Origin of the sequence: Sorangium sp. So ce406 (assembly GCF_051474675.1) — a bacterium.
Classification (GTDB): Bacteria; Myxococcota_A; Polyangia; order Polyangiales; family Polyangiaceae; genus Sorangium; species Sorangium cellulosum_G.
The window spans coordinates 2,467,672-2,483,132 of record NZ_CP150340.1 but is presented as its reverse complement, the minus strand read 5'-3'; the positions used below and the strand labels follow the sequence as shown (position 1 = coordinate 2,483,132).

General features: G+C 71.9%; 12 protein-coding genes. 6 read left to right on the top strand and 6 right to left on the bottom strand.

The features are described 5' to 3' along the window. Positions 1-150 precede the first annotated feature (150 nt). From WME96_RS09305 to WME96_RS09295, 3 genes are all read left to right on the top strand, one after another. Positions 151-1,152 (top strand): LLM class flavin-dependent oxidoreductase, encoded by a 1,002-nt coding sequence (locus WME96_RS09305; protein WP_437289788.1) that lies wholly within the window; start codon positions 151-153, stop codon positions 1,150-1,152. A gap of 99 nt (positions 1,153-1,251) precedes the next feature. Then, on the top strand, positions 1,252-2,142 hold the full coding sequence (locus tag WME96_RS09300) for an AraC family transcriptional regulator (RefSeq protein WP_437289787.1): 891 nt from the start codon (positions 1,252-1,254) through the stop codon (positions 2,140-2,142). A 49-nt stretch (positions 2,143-2,191) separates the two neighbouring features. After that, on the top strand, positions 2,192-3,088 hold the full coding sequence (locus WME96_RS09295; protein WP_437289786.1) for an alpha/beta hydrolase family protein: 897 nt from the start codon (positions 2,192-2,194) through the stop codon (positions 3,086-3,088). Here the strand turns inward: WME96_RS09295 and WME96_RS09290 are convergent. Further along, a complete protein-coding gene (locus WME96_RS09290) occupies positions 3,051-4,415 on the bottom strand; it encodes a PQQ-dependent sugar dehydrogenase (RefSeq protein WP_437289785.1) in 1,365 nt (454 codons plus the stop codon). The two genes, WME96_RS09295 and WME96_RS09290, sit on opposite strands and share 38 nt — an antisense overlap. Between WME96_RS09290 and WME96_RS09285 the strand changes: the two genes are divergently transcribed. Both WME96_RS09285 and WME96_RS09280 read left to right on the top strand, forming a co-directional pair. Then, entirely contained in the window at positions 4,392-5,684 is a 1,293-nt protein-coding gene (locus WME96_RS09285) for a hypothetical protein (RefSeq protein WP_437289784.1), read from the top strand. The two genes, WME96_RS09290 and WME96_RS09285, sit on opposite strands and share 24 nt — an antisense overlap. 270 nt (positions 5,685-5,954) lie before the next feature. Beyond that, the gene (locus tag WME96_RS09280) at positions 5,955-7,268 is read left to right on the top strand and encodes an inositol-3-phosphate synthase (protein WP_437289783.1); all 1,314 of its coding nucleotides are present in this window, start codon (positions 5,955-5,957) and stop codon (positions 7,266-7,268) included. Between the two features lie 84 nt (positions 7,269-7,352). Here the strand turns inward: WME96_RS09280 and WME96_RS09275 are convergent, their stop codons facing one another. The 5 genes from WME96_RS09275 to WME96_RS09255 all read right to left on the bottom strand — a co-directional run bounded on the left by WME96_RS09275 (position 7,353) and on the right by WME96_RS09255 (position 14,325). Then, positions 7,353-9,311 carry a DUF4215 domain-containing protein gene (locus WME96_RS09275; RefSeq protein ID WP_437289782.1) on the bottom strand — a complete coding sequence of 653 codons (1,959 nt, stop codon included), beginning with the start codon at positions 9,309-9,311 and terminating at the stop codon, positions 7,353-7,355. A 179-nt stretch (positions 9,312-9,490) separates the two neighbouring features. After that, entirely contained in the window at positions 9,491-10,294 is an 804-nt protein-coding gene (locus tag WME96_RS09270; protein WP_437289781.1) for a calcium-binding protein, read from the bottom strand. Positions 10,295-10,529: 235 nt separating this feature from the next. Beyond that, positions 10,530-11,645: a diacylglycerol/lipid kinase family protein gene (locus WME96_RS09265; protein ID WP_437289780.1), complete on the bottom strand. Its 1,116-nt coding sequence runs from the start codon at positions 11,643-11,645 to the stop codon at positions 10,530-10,532. Between the two features lie 596 nt (positions 11,646-12,241). Further along, positions 12,242-12,619, bottom strand: coding sequence for a hypothetical protein (locus WME96_RS09260; RefSeq protein ID WP_437289779.1), 378 nt, complete (start codon positions 12,617-12,619; stop codon positions 12,242-12,244). A 188-nt stretch (positions 12,620-12,807) separates the two neighbouring features. Beyond that, positions 12,808-14,325, bottom strand: coding sequence for an ATP-binding protein (locus tag WME96_RS09255; protein ID WP_437289778.1), 1,518 nt, complete (start codon positions 14,323-14,325; stop codon positions 12,808-12,810). Between the two features lie 99 nt (positions 14,326-14,424). Here WME96_RS09255 and obgE point away from each other — a divergent pair, with 99 nt between their 5' ends. Further along, positions 14,425-15,447: a GTPase ObgE gene (gene obgE, locus WME96_RS09250; RefSeq protein ID WP_437289777.1), complete on the top strand. Its 1,023-nt coding sequence runs from the start codon at positions 14,425-14,427 to the stop codon at positions 15,445-15,447. The last annotated feature ends 14 nt before the right edge of the window (positions 15,448-15,461 follow it).

Below are 15,461 nucleotides of genomic sequence, written 5' to 3'. Positions count from 1 at the left end.
CCGCGTCATGACCGTTCCAGGCGGCTCGACCGCCGCGGGCCGGGGCGCCGGACGGACGCGAGCGCTGGACGGCGGGGCGTTCACGCCCCCGCTCCCCCCGGCGCTCCCGCGACCGTCCTTGTCGTGCAACAGTCGAGCGAGGTGCCCGACATGATCCCTTTTTCCGTTCTCGACCTCTCTCCGATTGTCCAGGGCGGAGACGCCGCCCAGGCCTTCCGCAACACGCTCGACCTTGCCCGGCACGCCGAGCGGCTCGGCTACCGCCGCTACTGGCTGGCCGAGCACCACAACATGGGCGGCGTGGCCAGCGCGGCGACCTCGATCGTCATCGCGCACGTGGCCAGCGGCACCTCGACGATCCGCGTCGGCGCGGGCGGGATCATGCTGCCGAACCACGCGCCGCTCGTGATCGCCGAGCAGTTCGGCACGCTGGCGTCGCTCTTTCCTGGGCGCATCGATCTCGGCCTCGGGCGCGCGCCCGGCTCCGATCCGGTCACCGCGCGCGCGCTGCGGCGCACCCTGGCCGGCGACGTCGACGGCTTCCCCCAGGACGTCCTCGAGCTGATGGGCTACTTCCGCCCGGCGGAGCCGGATCAGCTCGTGCGGGCCGTGCCCGGGGCCGGCCTGGACGTGCCGATCTGGATCCTCGGCTCCAGCCTCTTCGGCGCGCAGCTCGCGGCGGCGCTGGGCCTCCCGTACGCGTTCGCCTCGCACTTCGCGCCGGGCCAGATGATGCAGGCGATCGCGCTGTACCGCAGGGAGTTCCGCCCGTCGGACCAGCTCGCGCAGCCGTACGTCATGCTCGGCCTCAACGTGTTCGCGGCCGACACCGACGAGGAGGCCCGCCTGTTGTGGACGTCGCTCCTGCAGGCCTTCGTCAACCTGCGCCGTGGCCGTCCGGGGCCCTTGCCGCCGCCTGTCGACGGCTTCGAGCGCGAGCTGGGCCCCCTGGAGCGCGCCGGCATCGAGCAGGCGCTCTCCTGCTCTGTCGTGGGCTCGCCGGAGACGGTGCGGCGCGGCGTGGAGGCCTTCATCGCCCGCACCCGCGCCGACGAGCTCATGGTGACCTCGCAGATCTTCGATCACGCCGCGCGCCTGCGCTCGTTCGAGCTCACGGCGCAGGCCCGCGACGACCTCGCGCGCGCCGGCTGAGGCGCCTCGCCGGGCCGGTCGCCCTGAAGTTCAGCAACTTCGGTCAGGCATGACGGACAGCCCCTCGCTACGTTGCCCCTCGCCGAGGAGGACCCCGCGTTGACCGCAGCCGCCGAGAACGCCTACATCGTCAGGTTCCGCAGGGTGCTCGATCACATCGACGCGCACCTGGACGAGGACCTGACGCTCGATCGGCTGAGCGGCGTCGCCGCGTTCTCGAAGTACCACTTTCAACGACAGTTCTCCGAGCTGTTCGGGATGGGCGTTCACGAGTACGTGAAGCTCGTCCGCCTGCGACGCGCGTCGTACCGGCTCGCCTTGCCGGCGCGGGAACAGGCCAGGATCATCGATATCGCGCTGGCGAGCGGTTACGGGAGCCCCGAGGCGTTCTCTCGCGCCTTCAAGAAGGCTTTCGGTCAGACGCCCTCCGAGTTCCGGGAACAGCCCCGGTGGGATCCCTGGCACGCGACCTATCTGCGCCTGAGAGAGACAAGGACCCTCCCCTTGCAGGCCGTTCATCGCGCCGAGGACGTGAAGATCCTGCGGTTCGAGGAGACGCGCGTCGCCGCCGTCGAGCACCGGGGCGACCCGAAGCGGATCCTCGAATCGGTGCGCCAGCTCATCGCCTGGCGCAAGGACAACGGGCTTCCGCCGCGGGCCAGCGCGACGTTCAACGTCCTGTACGACGACCCGGCCGAGACCCCGCCGGAGGCCTACCGCGCGGACCTCTGCGCGGGCATCCGGCGCCCCGTGTCAGGGAACCCGTTCGGCGTCGTCGAGAAGGCGATCCCCGGCGGCCGCTGCGCCGTCCTGCGGCACGTCGGGTGCGACGACACGCTCTACGGGGCGGTGAAGTACCTCTACGCGACCTGGCTCCCTGCGAGCGGCGAGGAGCTGCGGGATTTCCCGCTCTTTCTGCAGCGGGTGCGCTTCTTCCCGGAGGTGCCCGATCACGAGGCCATCACGGACATCTTCCTCCCGCTCCAGTGAGCTCGAAGCCATTTCCCTGCTCTCCCCGTCATCCTCCGGAGAAACGCGCATGAATCCATTCGTGGGCAGCCGCAGCCTGGTCGTGCGAGACGCGACGAGGGACCTCTCGTTCCCGGTCCTGCTGATGTACCCGACGCACGTCCCCGCCGAGGTCGTCGCGATGGGGCCTTACTCGCTCGAGGTCGCTCCGAACGCCCCCCTGCCCGGTGGCCCTTCGCCCCTCGTCGTCATCTCGCACGGCGGCGGGGGCACGCCCCTCGTTTATCGGACGCTCGCTTCCCACCTCGCGCGGAGCGGGTACATCGTCGCCATGCCGGAGCACCCCGGGGACAATCGCAACGATCGGTCCCTGTCCGAGACGGTCGATAACCTGGAGAATCGACCTCGCCACGTCCGGCTGACGCTGGATGCCCTCTGTTCAGACGCGGAGATCGGGCCTCACCTGCAGCGCGACAACGTCGCGATCGTCGGACACTCCATGGGCGGCTACACCGCGCTCGCCGTGGCGGGCGGGCAGCCCTGGACAGGGCCAGGGCAGAAGGTCACGGTCACGAGAGACCCGCGCGTCAAGGCGCTGGTCCTGATGGCCCCCGCGGCGAGCTGGTTCATCCCCAACGACGCCTTGCAGGACGTCCGGGTGCCCATCCTCCTGCTCGTGGCGGAGCACGACCGCATCACGCCGAGGTGGCAAGGGCAGCTCGTCCTCGACCTCGTCCCCGACCGGACTCAGGTCACCTGCACGATCGTCGAGAACGCGGGCCACTTCTCCTTCCTGAGCCCGTTTCCTCCCCACATGCGCAACCCGGGCTTCCTGCCCGCCGCCGATCCCCCCGGCTTCGATCGCGAGGCGTTTCAGCGACAGCTCCAGCAAGACGTCCTCGACTTCCTCGATACGTCGCTGCGTGACCTCAACCCGGGTCGATCCGATAGATCCGCCCCGTGTTGAACATCACCACATAGATCTCCCCGGCCGCGTCCTCGCCGAACGAGGACGGGAGTCCGTTCGGGCTCAGGGCGGAGGTGAGCTCGACGCGGTCGGTCGCGGCCTTGCCGTCCCATACGAAGGAGAAGAAGCGGCCTGTCACGTAATCGCCGTAGAGATAGCGGCCGCGCAGGCACGGGATCTTCGCGCCGCGATAGACATAGCCGCCGACGATCGAGCCCGCCTCGCTCCGCGGGTGCTCCACCGCGGGCGGGACCCCGCGCGGCTTGCACGTGGAGCCCGGAGGATAGCAATGGCTGCCCTCCATCGCCTCCCAGCCGTAATCGTTCCTCCCCTGGCCAGGGCGCTCCACGAGGATCTCCTCCCAGCTCTTCTGGCCGACATCACCGATGTACAGGTCCCCGGTGAGCCGGTCGAAGCTGAAGCGCCACGGGTTCCGGAGCCCGTAATCCCATATCGTCGGATCGCCGCTCGTCATGTTGCCCGCCGGCGCCTTGCCCGGCTGATCGACGTCGATGCGGAGGATCTTGCCGAGCTTCGAGGTGAGATCCGCCGCCGGGCTCGGCGATCGCGCGGAGTCGCCGATGGCGGCGTAGAGAAAGCCGTCCTTGCCGAAGGCCAGCATGCCGCCGACGTGGTTCCAGGCGCCGTGCTTCACGTCGACGAGGGAGCGGACCGGCTCGGGGTGGGCGGCGTCGCCGCCCTGCGCCCCGCGCTTCCACTCCTCGATCACGACGTTGCCGCGAGGGGCCGACGAGTAGTGGATCCAGAAGCGCCCGTTCCTCGCGTAGTCCGGGTGGAACGCGAGCCCGAGCAGCCCGCCCTCCGCGTTCGGCGCCGGGAAGAACACGCGCGATCGCGCGTCGAGGAACGGCGCCGGCTGGATGGCGCCGTCCTTGAGGAGCCGGATGGTCCCCGTCTTCTCGAGCACCAGGAGGCGCGCCGGATCGCCGGGCGGCCCGGCCACGTACGTCGGCTGCTCGAGCCCGCTCGCGACCAGCGTGAGCTTCAGCGGCGGAACGCCGCCGCACTTCGCCGGGCGAGCGAGCTCCGCGCCGGACGCGGCCAGCGCCGCGGGCGCGCCGCCCGTCGCCGCGGGCGCCGCAGGCCCGCCTTCCGGCGCCGCGGGCGCCGCGGGCGCCGCGCCGGTCGTCGCGGCACCCGCTTTGGCCGGCGACGCCGCGCCCCCTGCCGCGACCTGGCCGGTGGGGCCGCCCTCGCGCGATGCATCGGGCGGCCCCGCGACCTGCACGCGCCGCTCGCAGGCGGCTACACTGCCCGCGAGCAGGAGGCAGCAGGCGGCCCGATGGAACGCGCACGCTCTCGTCACGCAGGCAGCGCGCCCGACGGCGCGCCGCGGAATCCGTCTCTCGATCAAGCGGACACCTCCGTCTCCTCCTCCATCACGAGCGGCCGGCTCTGGCAAGCCGCCATCGCGTCGCTGCTGTTCGCGAGCGGCGGCTGCAGCGCGAAGGAGACGCCCCGGACCGAGCCCGTCCCCGCGCCCGACCGGCTCGACATGACGGCGCCCGCGGCCGCGCGCGGCGCCCGCGCGAGCGAGCGCCCCGGCGCCGGCTCGGCCGAGGCCCCCCCGGAGCTTCCGCCCTGCAAGGACGGCGACACCGATCCTCACGATCTCCGCTGCACCGGCCTGTACAGCGACTTCGGCGCGCGCACGCTCGCGGCGGGCGTCCGCGAGTTCAAGCCGGCCTTCGAGCTCTGGAGCGACGGCGCCGAGAAGACGCGCTGGATCTACCTCCCTCCTGGCTCGACCATCGATGTCTCCCGGATGAACGACTGGAGCTTCCCCGTCGGCACCAGGCTATGGAAGGAGTTCCGGGTGCCCGTCGCCGGCGCGGCCCGCCGGGTCGAGACGAGGCTCCTCTGGAAGACCGCGGAGGACCGCTGGACGCGCGCCACCTACGCCTGGTCGGAGGACGGCGCCCGCGCGCTCCAGGTGAAGGCCGGCGTCTCCCAGGTGCCCGGCACCGACGGCTACGCGATCCCCGCGCAGGTCGACTGCATCCGCTGCCATGCGGGCAAGACCGACAACCCGCTCGGCTTCGAGGCCATCCAGCTCGCCGCGCCGGAGGCCAGCGGCCTCACCTACGCCGAGCTCGTCCAGCGCGGCCTGCTCTCGACGGCCTCCGGCGGCGCGCTCCCCGACCCGGGCGCGCTCGACGTGCCCGGGAGCGCGACGGAGCGGCGCGCCCTCGGCCTGCTCCACGCCAACTGCGGGGTGTCGTGCCACCACCCGCTCGGCGTCGCGACGCATTTCGAGATGCGCCTCAACATCGACGCTGCCGGCCGGGTCGGCGACGCGCGCGGGACGCGCGTCTACCAGACGGCGATCAACCAGCCATCGAAGGTCCGCCCGCCCGGGGCGCCGCCGGAAGCGCGCTATTACCGGATAAGGCCCCTCGATCCGGATCGCAGCACCTTGCTCCGCGCCATGTCCCGGCGCGACGCGCCCGGCGCGCCGCCCGAGCAGATGCCGCCGCTCGCGACCCGCCGCGTCGACGAGGCGGGCGTCGCCGCCATCCGCGCGTGGATCGAGGCCATGACCCCCGCCGCCGGCTACCCGCCAGCCGCGCCCTGAAGACCCTCCCGCGCGCTGCGCCTCGCGCCCTACCGCCGCCGTCCGAGGCGCCGGGCTGAAGGGCGCGCAGGAAGCTGGCGAAGGGAGCGCGCAGGAAACGCTGTCGCGCGCGCGCCGCGCCGTGGTGATCACGCGCGCCTGGCCTCATGCTCCCGGCGGTCGCAGCGCCGCGCGACCGCGGCCGACGTCGCTCGCCGGGCGCACGGCACCGGCGGATGCGCCGCCTTGCCCGAGGAGCGCCCACGACCGCGACCGGGGGGAACACGTCACGTGAAGCAGCCGAAAGAGATCAAGAAGGCGGAGGGCAAGCTCGGGGTCCTGCTGCCGGGCCTGGGCGCCGTCTCCACGACGACCATCGCGGGCACCCTGCTCGCGCGTCGCGGCCTCGCGGCGCCGATCGGGTCGCTCACGCAGCTCGGCACGATCCGGCTCGGCCGGCGGACCGACGACCGCGCGCCCAGGATCAAGGATTTCCTGCCGCTCGCGACGCTCGATCAGCTCGTGTTCGGCGCGTGGGACATCTTCCCCGACAACGCCTACGAGTCGGCGCGCCACGCGGACGTGCTCGAGCGACGCCACCTCGACGCCGTCCGCGACGAGCTCGAGCGGATCCGGCCGATGCCCGCTGTGTTCTACCCGCAATACGTGCGGCGGCTCCACGGCAACCACGTGAAGAAGGGCGCGAGCAAGGCCGAGATGGTCGAGCAGGTCCGGGAGGATCTCCGCGCCTTCCTCCGCGGAAGCGGCGCGACGCGCGCCGTCGCCGTCTGGTGCGGCTCGACCGAGGTGCACATCGCGCCCGCCGAGGTCCACGCCTCGATCGCGCGCTTCGAGGCGGGCCTCGCCGAGGATCACCCGGCCATCTCGAGCTCCCAGATCTACGCCTGGGCGTGCCTCAAGGAGCGCATCCCGTTCGCGAACGGCGCCCCGAACCTGACGGTCGACTTCCCGGCCGCCTGGGAGCTCGCGAGGAAGCAGGAGGTGCCGATCGCCGGCAAGGACTTCAAGACCGGCCAGACGCTCATGAAGACGGTGATCGCCCCGGGGCTCAAGGCGAGGATGCTCGGCGTCGCCGGGTGGTTCTCGACGAACATCCTCGGCAACCGCGACGGCGAGGTGCTCGACGACCCGGAGTCGTTCAAGTCCAAGGAGGTCTCGAAGCTCGGGGTGCTCGAGCACATCCTCCAGCCGCACGCGCACGGCGAGCTCTATGGCAAGCTCTTTCACAAGGTGCGGATCGAGTACTACCCTCCTCGGGGCGACGCCAAGGAGGGTTGGGACAACATCGATCTCGTCGGCTGGCTCGGCTACCCGATGCAGATGAAGATCAACTTCCTCTGCCGCGACTCGATCCTCGCCGCGCCCATCGTGCTCGACCTGGCGCTCCTCCTGGATCTCGCGCAGCGCGCCGGGCTGCGCGGCACGCAGGAGTGGCTGAGCTTCTACTGGAAGAGCCCGATGACGGCGCCGGAGCTGTACCCGGAGCACGACCTCTTCATCCAGTCGATGAAGCTCAAGAACACGATGCGCTGGCTCATGGGGGAGGACCTCATCACCCACCTGGGCAACGAGTATTACGACTGATCGCGGGGCGACCGGGACCTCACGCCCCGCCGCGACGCCGCGCGTCGCGCAGGCGGGGTGGGATACCGGCGCTCGCGCCGGCGTTCACGGCGCGAAGGAGACGTCGAGCGTGTACGGTCCGGCGTCGGCCAGCGACCAGAAGCCGTCCACGAAGATGAACAGCGGGACGCCGCCGGTCACGTCGAGCACGAGCCGCTCGTCGACGCCGCCGGACTGGCGGTCCACGCACGCGAGCTCGGTGGTCGTGTCCAGGCAGCTCGACCGCACGTACAGCGCCTGGTCGGTGTCGGACGACAGCACCAGCGTGAGCGTGCCGTCGGCCGGGGGCGTGAACCGGTACACGTCCTCGCGCGCGTCCGGCTCGAGGCACTCGCCCCTGAAGGCGACCGTCCCGGTCAGCGTGTCGCCCGTGTTCACGCCGAGGACCGCCTCCCGCGCGCCCTCGCAGAACGCGGCGCAGTCGCTGGCGCAGCCGTCGGGCTCCTCGACCGCGTTGCACTGCTCGGGCCGGGTGAGGACGCCGTCGCCGCAGACCGCCTGCGTGAACGTGGAGCGCAGGGTGTAGGGGCCCTCGTCTCCCGGCAGCGCGGCGTCGACGACGAGGCTGACCGACTCGCCCGCGCCGAGGACGACCTCGATCGACTCGGGGAGCCCGCCGGGGCTGTCGTTCGCGCAGGCGATCTCGGCTCCCGGATCCGCGCACGCGCTGCGCGCGTGGAGCCCGTGGTTCGAGTCCGACTCGAGCACGACCGAGAGCGTGCCCGACTGTCCTTCGGGCGGCGTGAACAGGTACACGTCCTCGCGGCCGGCGCCCGCGCAGTCGCCCTCGAACGCGCTCGTCCCGAGCGAGGAGTCGCCCGAGACCTCCGGCAGCGCGGGCGGCGCTGCCGCGCACGCCGCTGCGGCGAGCACCGCGCAGGTGTCACGGCAATCGTCGTCGCTGCAATCGATGGCGGCGTCGCGGTCGTTGTCCTCGCCGTCCTCGCAGCTCGCCTCGTAGATCCTGCACAGGCCGGTGCGCAGGTTGCACCTGCCGCGCGTCGGGCACTGCGCGTCCTCGGTGCATGCCGGGCGGCAGCTCAGCGTCCCGTCGGCGGCGGGGACGCAGGCATAGCCAGGCCGGCAATCGCTCGACGTGCTGCACCCTCCGTAGCAGAGGTCGCCGTTGCTGCCGGTCGCGATGCAGACGCCATCGCCGGGGCAGACGCCGCCGGTGTACGCGCACGAGCTGATGCAGTAGCCGCCGGGCCACCCGTTCGTGGCCTCCCGGTTGCAGAAGTTGCCCGCGCACTGCGCGTCCTCGGTGCACGCCGCGCCGTCGGGCCGGTCGGTGCTTGCGCCCGCGCCCCCGGCGCCGCCCGAGCCTCCGGTGCCGCCCGCGCTCGCTGAGCCGCCGACGCCCTCCGAGCCGCCGACGCCGCCCGAGGCGCCAGCGTCGCTCGTGCCGCCCGCGCCCCCTGAGCCGCCGACGCCTCCTGAGGCGCCAGCGTCGCTCGTACCGCCTGAGCCGCCGACTCCACCCGTACTGCCTGAGCCGCCGACTCCACCCGTACTGCCTGAGCCGCCGACTCCACCCGTACCGCCTGAGCCGCCGACTCCACCCGTACCGCCTGAGCCGCCGACTCCACCCGTACCGCCTGAGCCGCCGACTCCACCCGTACCGCCTGAGCCGTCGACTCCACCCGTACCACCTGAGCCGCCGATTCCACCCGTACTGCCTGAGCCGCCGATTCCACCCGTACCGCCTGAGCCATCGACGCCGCCGGCTCCACCACTACCCCCCGTGCCCCCGGCACCACCCGCGCCCCCGGCACCACCCGCGCCCCCGGCACCCCCCGCGCCCCCGGCCCCCCCCGTGCCCCCGACACCGCTCGTGCCACCGCCGCCGCCGCCCGTCGCGCCGCCGTCGCCTCCCTGCCCTCCTCCCCCTGTCGCGTCCGCGCCGCCGTTGCCGCCCGTCCCTGTGCTCGCGCTCGGGGCGCCGTCATCGTCTCCGCATGCCGCGGCGCTCGCCGTCAGCCCCAGCATGAGAAGGCACGTCATCCATCGCAGATTCATCCGTCACTCCAGGCAAAAGGGGAGACTCGAATGTCGAGGGCGCAGAATGGTTGACCCCCTGCGCGGCGACATCTTCCGTGCAATTGCCTTTCGTGTGAACCCCCACCTCCGTCTTATTCGAGCTCCGTGGGTCCCTCACGGCGCCGCCCCCCCGGGCCGCCGCCTCACTGCCATCGCAGGTGCACGTCCACGACCGCGCCGGTCCGTGTCACCGCGCCGTCCGAGAACGTGAACGCGGCGCGCTCGACCTCGCAGTTGCCGCGCCCGTCGCAGCGCCGCTCGCGCCCGTACGAGAGCTCGATGGCGACGAGCCCGCGCGACGCGATCGGCTCGAGCTCGCCGGCGCTCGAGGCGCGGTTCGCGTCGCGGTCGCTCCAGAGCACGAGCCGCGACCATGCCTCGTCCCGCGCCGTGATCCGGCCGTCGCCGTCGGTGTCGAGCTCGCGCAGCGCGGTGAACCCGTTGTCCGCGCGGGCGCCGCTCGAGAGCACCGTCGCCGAGCCGAACAGCTCCTCACCGCCGTCGATCGCGCCGTTGCCGTCCCGATCGATCGCGAGCCACGGCGTCGCCGCGGTGGGCCAGTCGGTGGCGACCGTGGCCCCGAGCCCGGTCAGATCGAACGCGCCCGTCATCGCGGTCAGGTACTCGATCGGCCGCTGATCGAACGAGAGCACGAGCGGCGTGCTGCTGCTGCTCGACTGACACCCGGTCCAGGTCGGCACCCCCTCGACGTCCTCGCACTGCTCGAAGCCGCCCCCGCCGTTCGCGGTGCAGCTCCGGCTATCGCCGATCTTGCACGCCGCCTCGGCCTCTTCCTCGCCCTCTCCGCCCTCCTCGCTCCCCTCACCCTCCTCGCCTTCGAGCGCGCTCCCATCCGTCCCCTCGCCCGCCACGGAGGTCACTTCTGCGACGCACCCGACGCCGAAGGACATCGCCGCCAGGAGGAGCGAGAGGGAGAGAGTTCTCACGGAAACAGAATGAGCCATCAAGGATGTCGTGTTCATGGCACATCCCTTTGGCAAGCCGCACGCCAGCCGCTCGACGACGGCTAACTCGTTGAGAACACGTCAAACCGTCGATGGTGACCGCCTGCCCACACCGACAGGTCGTGCCGCTTTGTGCCAATCACACGGCGACCACGGACCAGCGTGTCTCACGAGCGTCAGATCGTGCCACTGGCCGCTGAGCCAGGCGAGCTCGCCGCTACCCCCGCGGCGGCGCGTAGAAATCCACGATCCGTATCGGCTCGGTCAGCCGCACCCGCACGCGCGAGCGCTCCCCGCGGACGTCGCCGCCGATCTGGAAGCTCGTCGCCGGGTCCATCTCGATCGTGACCTCGTCGACGAAGTAGTCGAACACCGTCTCCAGGTCGTCGAACTCCCCGTTCCAGATGCTCGAGAAGTTCCGCACGAACGTGAACGGCGAGATCATCGACACGCGGAGCTGCATCCGGTCCTGACGGTCGTCCGCGTAGGGGAACATCCGGAAGCCGAAGCCGTAATAAGGGATCGTCGACAGCGCCGCGATCTTCGCCGGCCCCTCGTAGATGACGCCGCCCTTCTTGATCGGCGCGCCGAGGATCGCCCCCTTCTCGCCGACGCGGATCGCGTCATTGCCCTCGTTGATGATGCGGCAGTGCGGCGTGCGCCGCACGAGGTAGCTCGGGATCGTCCGCGTCGTCGCCGCGACCGCGTACGCCACCGGCCCCGGCGCGAGCCGCTTCAGCGGGCCGCGCGCGAGCGCCGACTTCACCGCGTTGTAGTCGCGCAGCATCACCGCGTCGATCCCGAAGCCGCAGAACGGAGACAGGATGTCCTCGGCCTCCACGAGCCGCAGGTTCCGGCTGCCGGCCTCGGCGCGCAGCCGCTGGAGGTCGACCGCGAGCCCGGGCTTCGCGCCCGCGCCCCCCGACGCGCCGAGCACCCACGCCAGCGAGTTGCCCGTCCCGAGGCGCAGCAGCCCGAACCGCGGCAGCGGCAGCCCGCGCCGCTTCGCCTCGTTCACGACCGCCGTCACCACCACCGTGAACGTCCCGTCGCCGCCGCCCGTGAGGATCGTGCCGTAGCCCCGGTCGACCAGGATCCGCGCGATGCCCTCGCTCTCCTCCACCCGCCGCGACACGAACAGGTCGCCCGTGTCGAGGATCTGGTCGAGCGTCTCGATCACCTCCGCCGTCACGCTCTTGGCGTTGCCGTTCACCACCACAGCAATCCGGCTGCTCGCCAGGCCCCGCGGGATCTCGCTCGCTCGACGCGGCGCATCAGCAGGCGCGGCCTGGGGTACGTCATCGGGGCCGCGACCGGCGGGCGGAGAGCTCATGGACCGCGATCTACCACGACCGCCCCCCGCGCTTGCAGGCCGCGCGGGAGGGCGCGCGCCGGCGACGGGACGTCGCGAACGACGGGGACGACTGCCCGACGGCCGACGGGGCCGCACGCGGCCCTCACGGGACCACCGCGTCAGCCCCCGACGGGCCGTCGCTGTGGGCAAACCTGCTCCGTGCACCGCTCGTCCGGTGACCCACTTTTCGACAGACCCCATAGCGTGCGATGCTCGCTGGTTTTGGCTCTCGGGCCGATCTTGGGTCATGCTGGCATCGGGAAAGCGAAAAGCCTCCCCGAAACTTAGTGGACGGGGAGGTCGATTTTTTGGTAAGGCGACGACCTGTCGATCCAATTGGACTTGACAGCCGTGCGGGTCTTCCCCCGCGCGGGCGGCGCGCGCTTGTGGCGAAGGGCCGCGATGATCTCGTACCCAGCGGGGGACGCAGCGACATGCCGAAGATCACAAAGCAGGGCAGCTCCGACAAGGCGACGGGCACGAAGAAGAAGTCCTCTTCGAGCGCCAAGGGGGGCGCAGAAGCTCAGCTTGCGAAACCCGTGAATCCGGTAATCAAGGAAGACTCGAAATCTTCGTCAAGCGCCTCCAAGCGTAAGCTCGGCCTCCGCGGCGCCGCGCCGTGGGCGGCCCGGCACGCCGCGAAGCACGCCGCCGAGGCCCGGGCTCGGGCCGCCGAGCCGGCGCCCCCCGGCAGCGCGCGCGCGACCATCCGGGTGCCGAGCGGCGCGGAGGAGATCAAGGCGAAGATCGCCGAGCTCCACAACCAGACCCAGAAGATCCGCACGCTGCGCAAGCGGCTCGACAAGGGGTTCTTCGATATCGGGGTGGTGCTCGCCGAGATCCAGCAGCAGGAGCTGTATCAGGCGAAGGGGTACGGCTCGTTCGAGGCGTTCCTCGAGCGCGAGATCGATCTCGGCAAGCAGACGTCGTTGCGCCTCATCAAGGTCGCCCACGTCTTCCAGCGCGAGGTGGCGCTCGACTACGGCATGGACCGCCTCTTCGTCGCGCTCGCCGCCCTCGAGGGCGAGGCGGTGCCGAAGCCCGCGCCCTCCGCCATCCCCTCCGCCCCCGGCTCCAAGCCCCCCCCTCCCCCTGAAGCCCCCCATGCGCATCGTCGGCTGAGCGGCGCTCTCCCGCCCCATCAGATACCGGCGCCCCGAGGCGGGGTCGAGCCGGTGGGGGGGCGGGAGACGGGCTCGGCAACGAAGCGGGGGAGCCGCACGCGGACCGTGGTGCCCTCGGCCGCGCGCGTGTTCACCTCCACCCGACCCGCGTGCTGGTCGACGATCTTCCGGACGATCGCGAGCCCGAGGCCGGTGCCCGCCGCCTTCGTGGTGAAGAACGGATCGAAGATCTCGGCGAGGATCGTCGGATCGATCCCGGGGCCCGTGTCCGAGATCGACAGCCACACCTCGGTCGCGTCCCCCGACGCGCACGCGCGCAGGACCCCGCCGTCGGACATGACGTCCAGAGCGTTGACGACGAGGTTCAGGACCACCTGCTTGAGCTTCTCCACGTCGCCGAGCGCGAAGCAGTCGTCCCCGAGGTCGCGGACGACCTCGACGCGGTGGCTCGCGAGCGTCTCCGCCTCCAGGTCGAGCACGTCGCGCACGACGCGGGACAGGTCGACGGGCTCGCGGTGGGGGGCGCGCGGACGGGCGAGCTCGAGGAACTCGCCGAGGAGGCGGCCCAGGCGGGCGATCTCGGCCTCGACGATGCCGACGCGCCGCTTCATGGGCTCGCGGATCGCCTCGTCGGAGAGGCGGTCGATGCCGCGGCTGAGCAGGTGGAGCTCCAGGACCGCGGCGTTCAAGGGGTTCCTGATCTCGTGCGCGAGCCCGAGGGCGAGCGGGGCCATGGCGTTCAGGGCCTCGGCGTCGGCGGCGCGCCGCTCCAGGGCGCGGCGCTCGGTCACGTCGATGCCGATGCCATACACGAGGTCGGTCCTGCCGCCGCGCCCGCCGCTGCGGACGCCGGAGAGGTGCCAGCGGACCCGGCGGATCGCGCCCACAGCGTCCCGGACGCCGACCTCGACCTCGGCGGCGGCGTCGCCCTCGACGACGCCAAGGAACGACTGGTTGAACCGGCGCTGCTCGGACTCGTCGACGAGCGTCTCGCAGAACGGCATGCCGAGCGCGGCGTCGCCGCCCACGCCGGTCAGCGCGGACAGGCGCGGGTTGAAGAGGGCGACGCGGCCCTCGGCGTTCAGGCCGAGGATGAGCACGTCTGCCGCGTCGACGATCGCCCTGTAGCGCCGCTCGAGCTCCTCGCGCTCCCGCTTCAGCGAGATCTTCTCGATCGCCTGGGCCACCGTGGAGATGAGCTCCTCCGGCCGGAACGACTTGAGGATGAAGGCGAAGGCGCCGGCGCGGAGCGCGGCCATCGCGGTGTCGACCGTGGCGAAGCCGGTCACGAGGACGATCTCGCCGTGGGGGGCGGCGGCGCGGAGGGGGGCGATCAGCTCGAGGCCGCTCGCGTCCGGGAGCTTGACGTCGACCACCGCGACGTCGAAGCCGTCGCGGCGGGCGGCCGCGAGCCCCTGCTTGCCCGTGGGCGCGAGGGCGACCTCCACGTCGAGCTCGCGCGCGCCCTCGAGGACGTCGCGCAGATTTGCGGCCAGGCTCGTGTTGTCGTCGACGATCAGGATTCGAGCGCGCACCTGGGATCTCCTGGTCGAGCGGTCCGGCGGCCGACCCGAGGCGAGGGGCGGCCTTCCGCTGTGGGGTCTTTTCTGAATTTTATGCTATGAGCCGCCGTCATGCGGTTCGTCGATCGGTGCCGTCTGAAGGTGATCGCCGGGGATGGCGGCAATGGAGCGATCGCGTTCCGCCGCGAGAAGTACATCCCGTTCGGCGGCCCCGCGGGCGGCGACGGCGGCCGCGGCGGGGATGTCGTCTTCGTGGGCGACGAAGGCCTGTCCACGCTACTCGACTTCACGTACGCGCGCACGCTCGAGGCGGATCGAGGCGAGCACGGGATGGGCAGCGACTGCCACGGGCGCGCCGGCGCCGACCGCGTCGAGAAGCTCCCGGTGGGGACGCAGATCTTCGACGCCGAGAGCGACGAGCTGCTCGCCGACCTGACCGAGCACGGCCAGCGGGTCGTGGTCGCCCGCGGCGGCAAGGGGGGCCGGGGCAACCTGCACTTCAAGTCGCCGCACGACCGGGCGCCCCGGCGCGCCGAGCCGGGGGAGCCCGGGGAGGCGCGCGAGCTGCGCCTCGAGCTGAAGGTGCTCGCCGACGTCGGGCTGCTCGGCTTCCCCAACGCCGGCAAGAGCACGTTCGTCGCGGCCGTCTCCGCGGCCCGGCCGAAGATCGGCGACTACCCGTTCACGACCCTCACCCCGACCCTGGGCATGGTCGAGATCGGCGGCGGCGTGCGGTCGGGCGGGTCGAGCTTCGTGATCGCGGACATCCCGGGGCTGATCCCGGGCGCGAGCGAGGGGGTGGGGCTCGGCATGCAGTTCCTGAGGCACGTGGAGCGGACGCGCGTGCTCCTCCACCTCGTGACGATCGATCCCGGCGAGGACCGCGAGCCGCTCGCGGACTACCGGGCGCTCCGCAAGGAGCTCAAGAAGTTCAGCCCGGCGCTCGCGGAGCGCCCCGAGATCGTGGCGCTGACGAAGGCCGACCTGACCGACGTGCGCGAGGCCTACCCGAAGCTCAAGGCGCGGTTCGCGAAGGCGAAGGTGAAGCTCCACCTGGTCAGCGCCGCGACGGGCGAGGGCGTCCCCGAGCTGATCAACGAGCTCGCGGCGATCGTGCGCAAGCGCGAGGCGTGAGCGCCTGAAGGCCT

Bases quoted from the DNA above. Each gene is read 5' to 3' on its own strand.
- WME96_RS09305 (WP_437289788.1), top strand. From the start codon at position 151: ATGATCCCTTTTTCCGTTCTCGACCTCTCTCCGATTGTCCAGGGCGGA.
- WME96_RS09295 (WP_437289786.1), top strand. From the start codon at position 2,192: ATGAATCCATTCGTGGGCAGCCGCAGCCTGGTCGTGCGAGACGCGACG.
- WME96_RS09285 (WP_437289784.1), top strand. From the start codon at position 4,392: ATGGAACGCGCACGCTCTCGTCACGCAGGCAGCGCGCCCGACGGCGCG.
- WME96_RS09275 (WP_437289782.1), bottom strand. From the start codon at position 9,311: ATGACGTGCCTTCTCATGCTGGGGCTGACGGCGAGCGCCGCGGCATGC.
- WME96_RS09265 (WP_437289780.1), bottom strand. From the start codon at position 11,645: ATGAGCTCTCCGCCCGCCGGTCGCGGCCCCGATGACGTACCCCAGGCC.
- obgE (WP_437289777.1), top strand. From the start codon at position 14,425: ATGCGGTTCGTCGATCGGTGCCGTCTGAAGGTGATCGCCGGGGATGGC.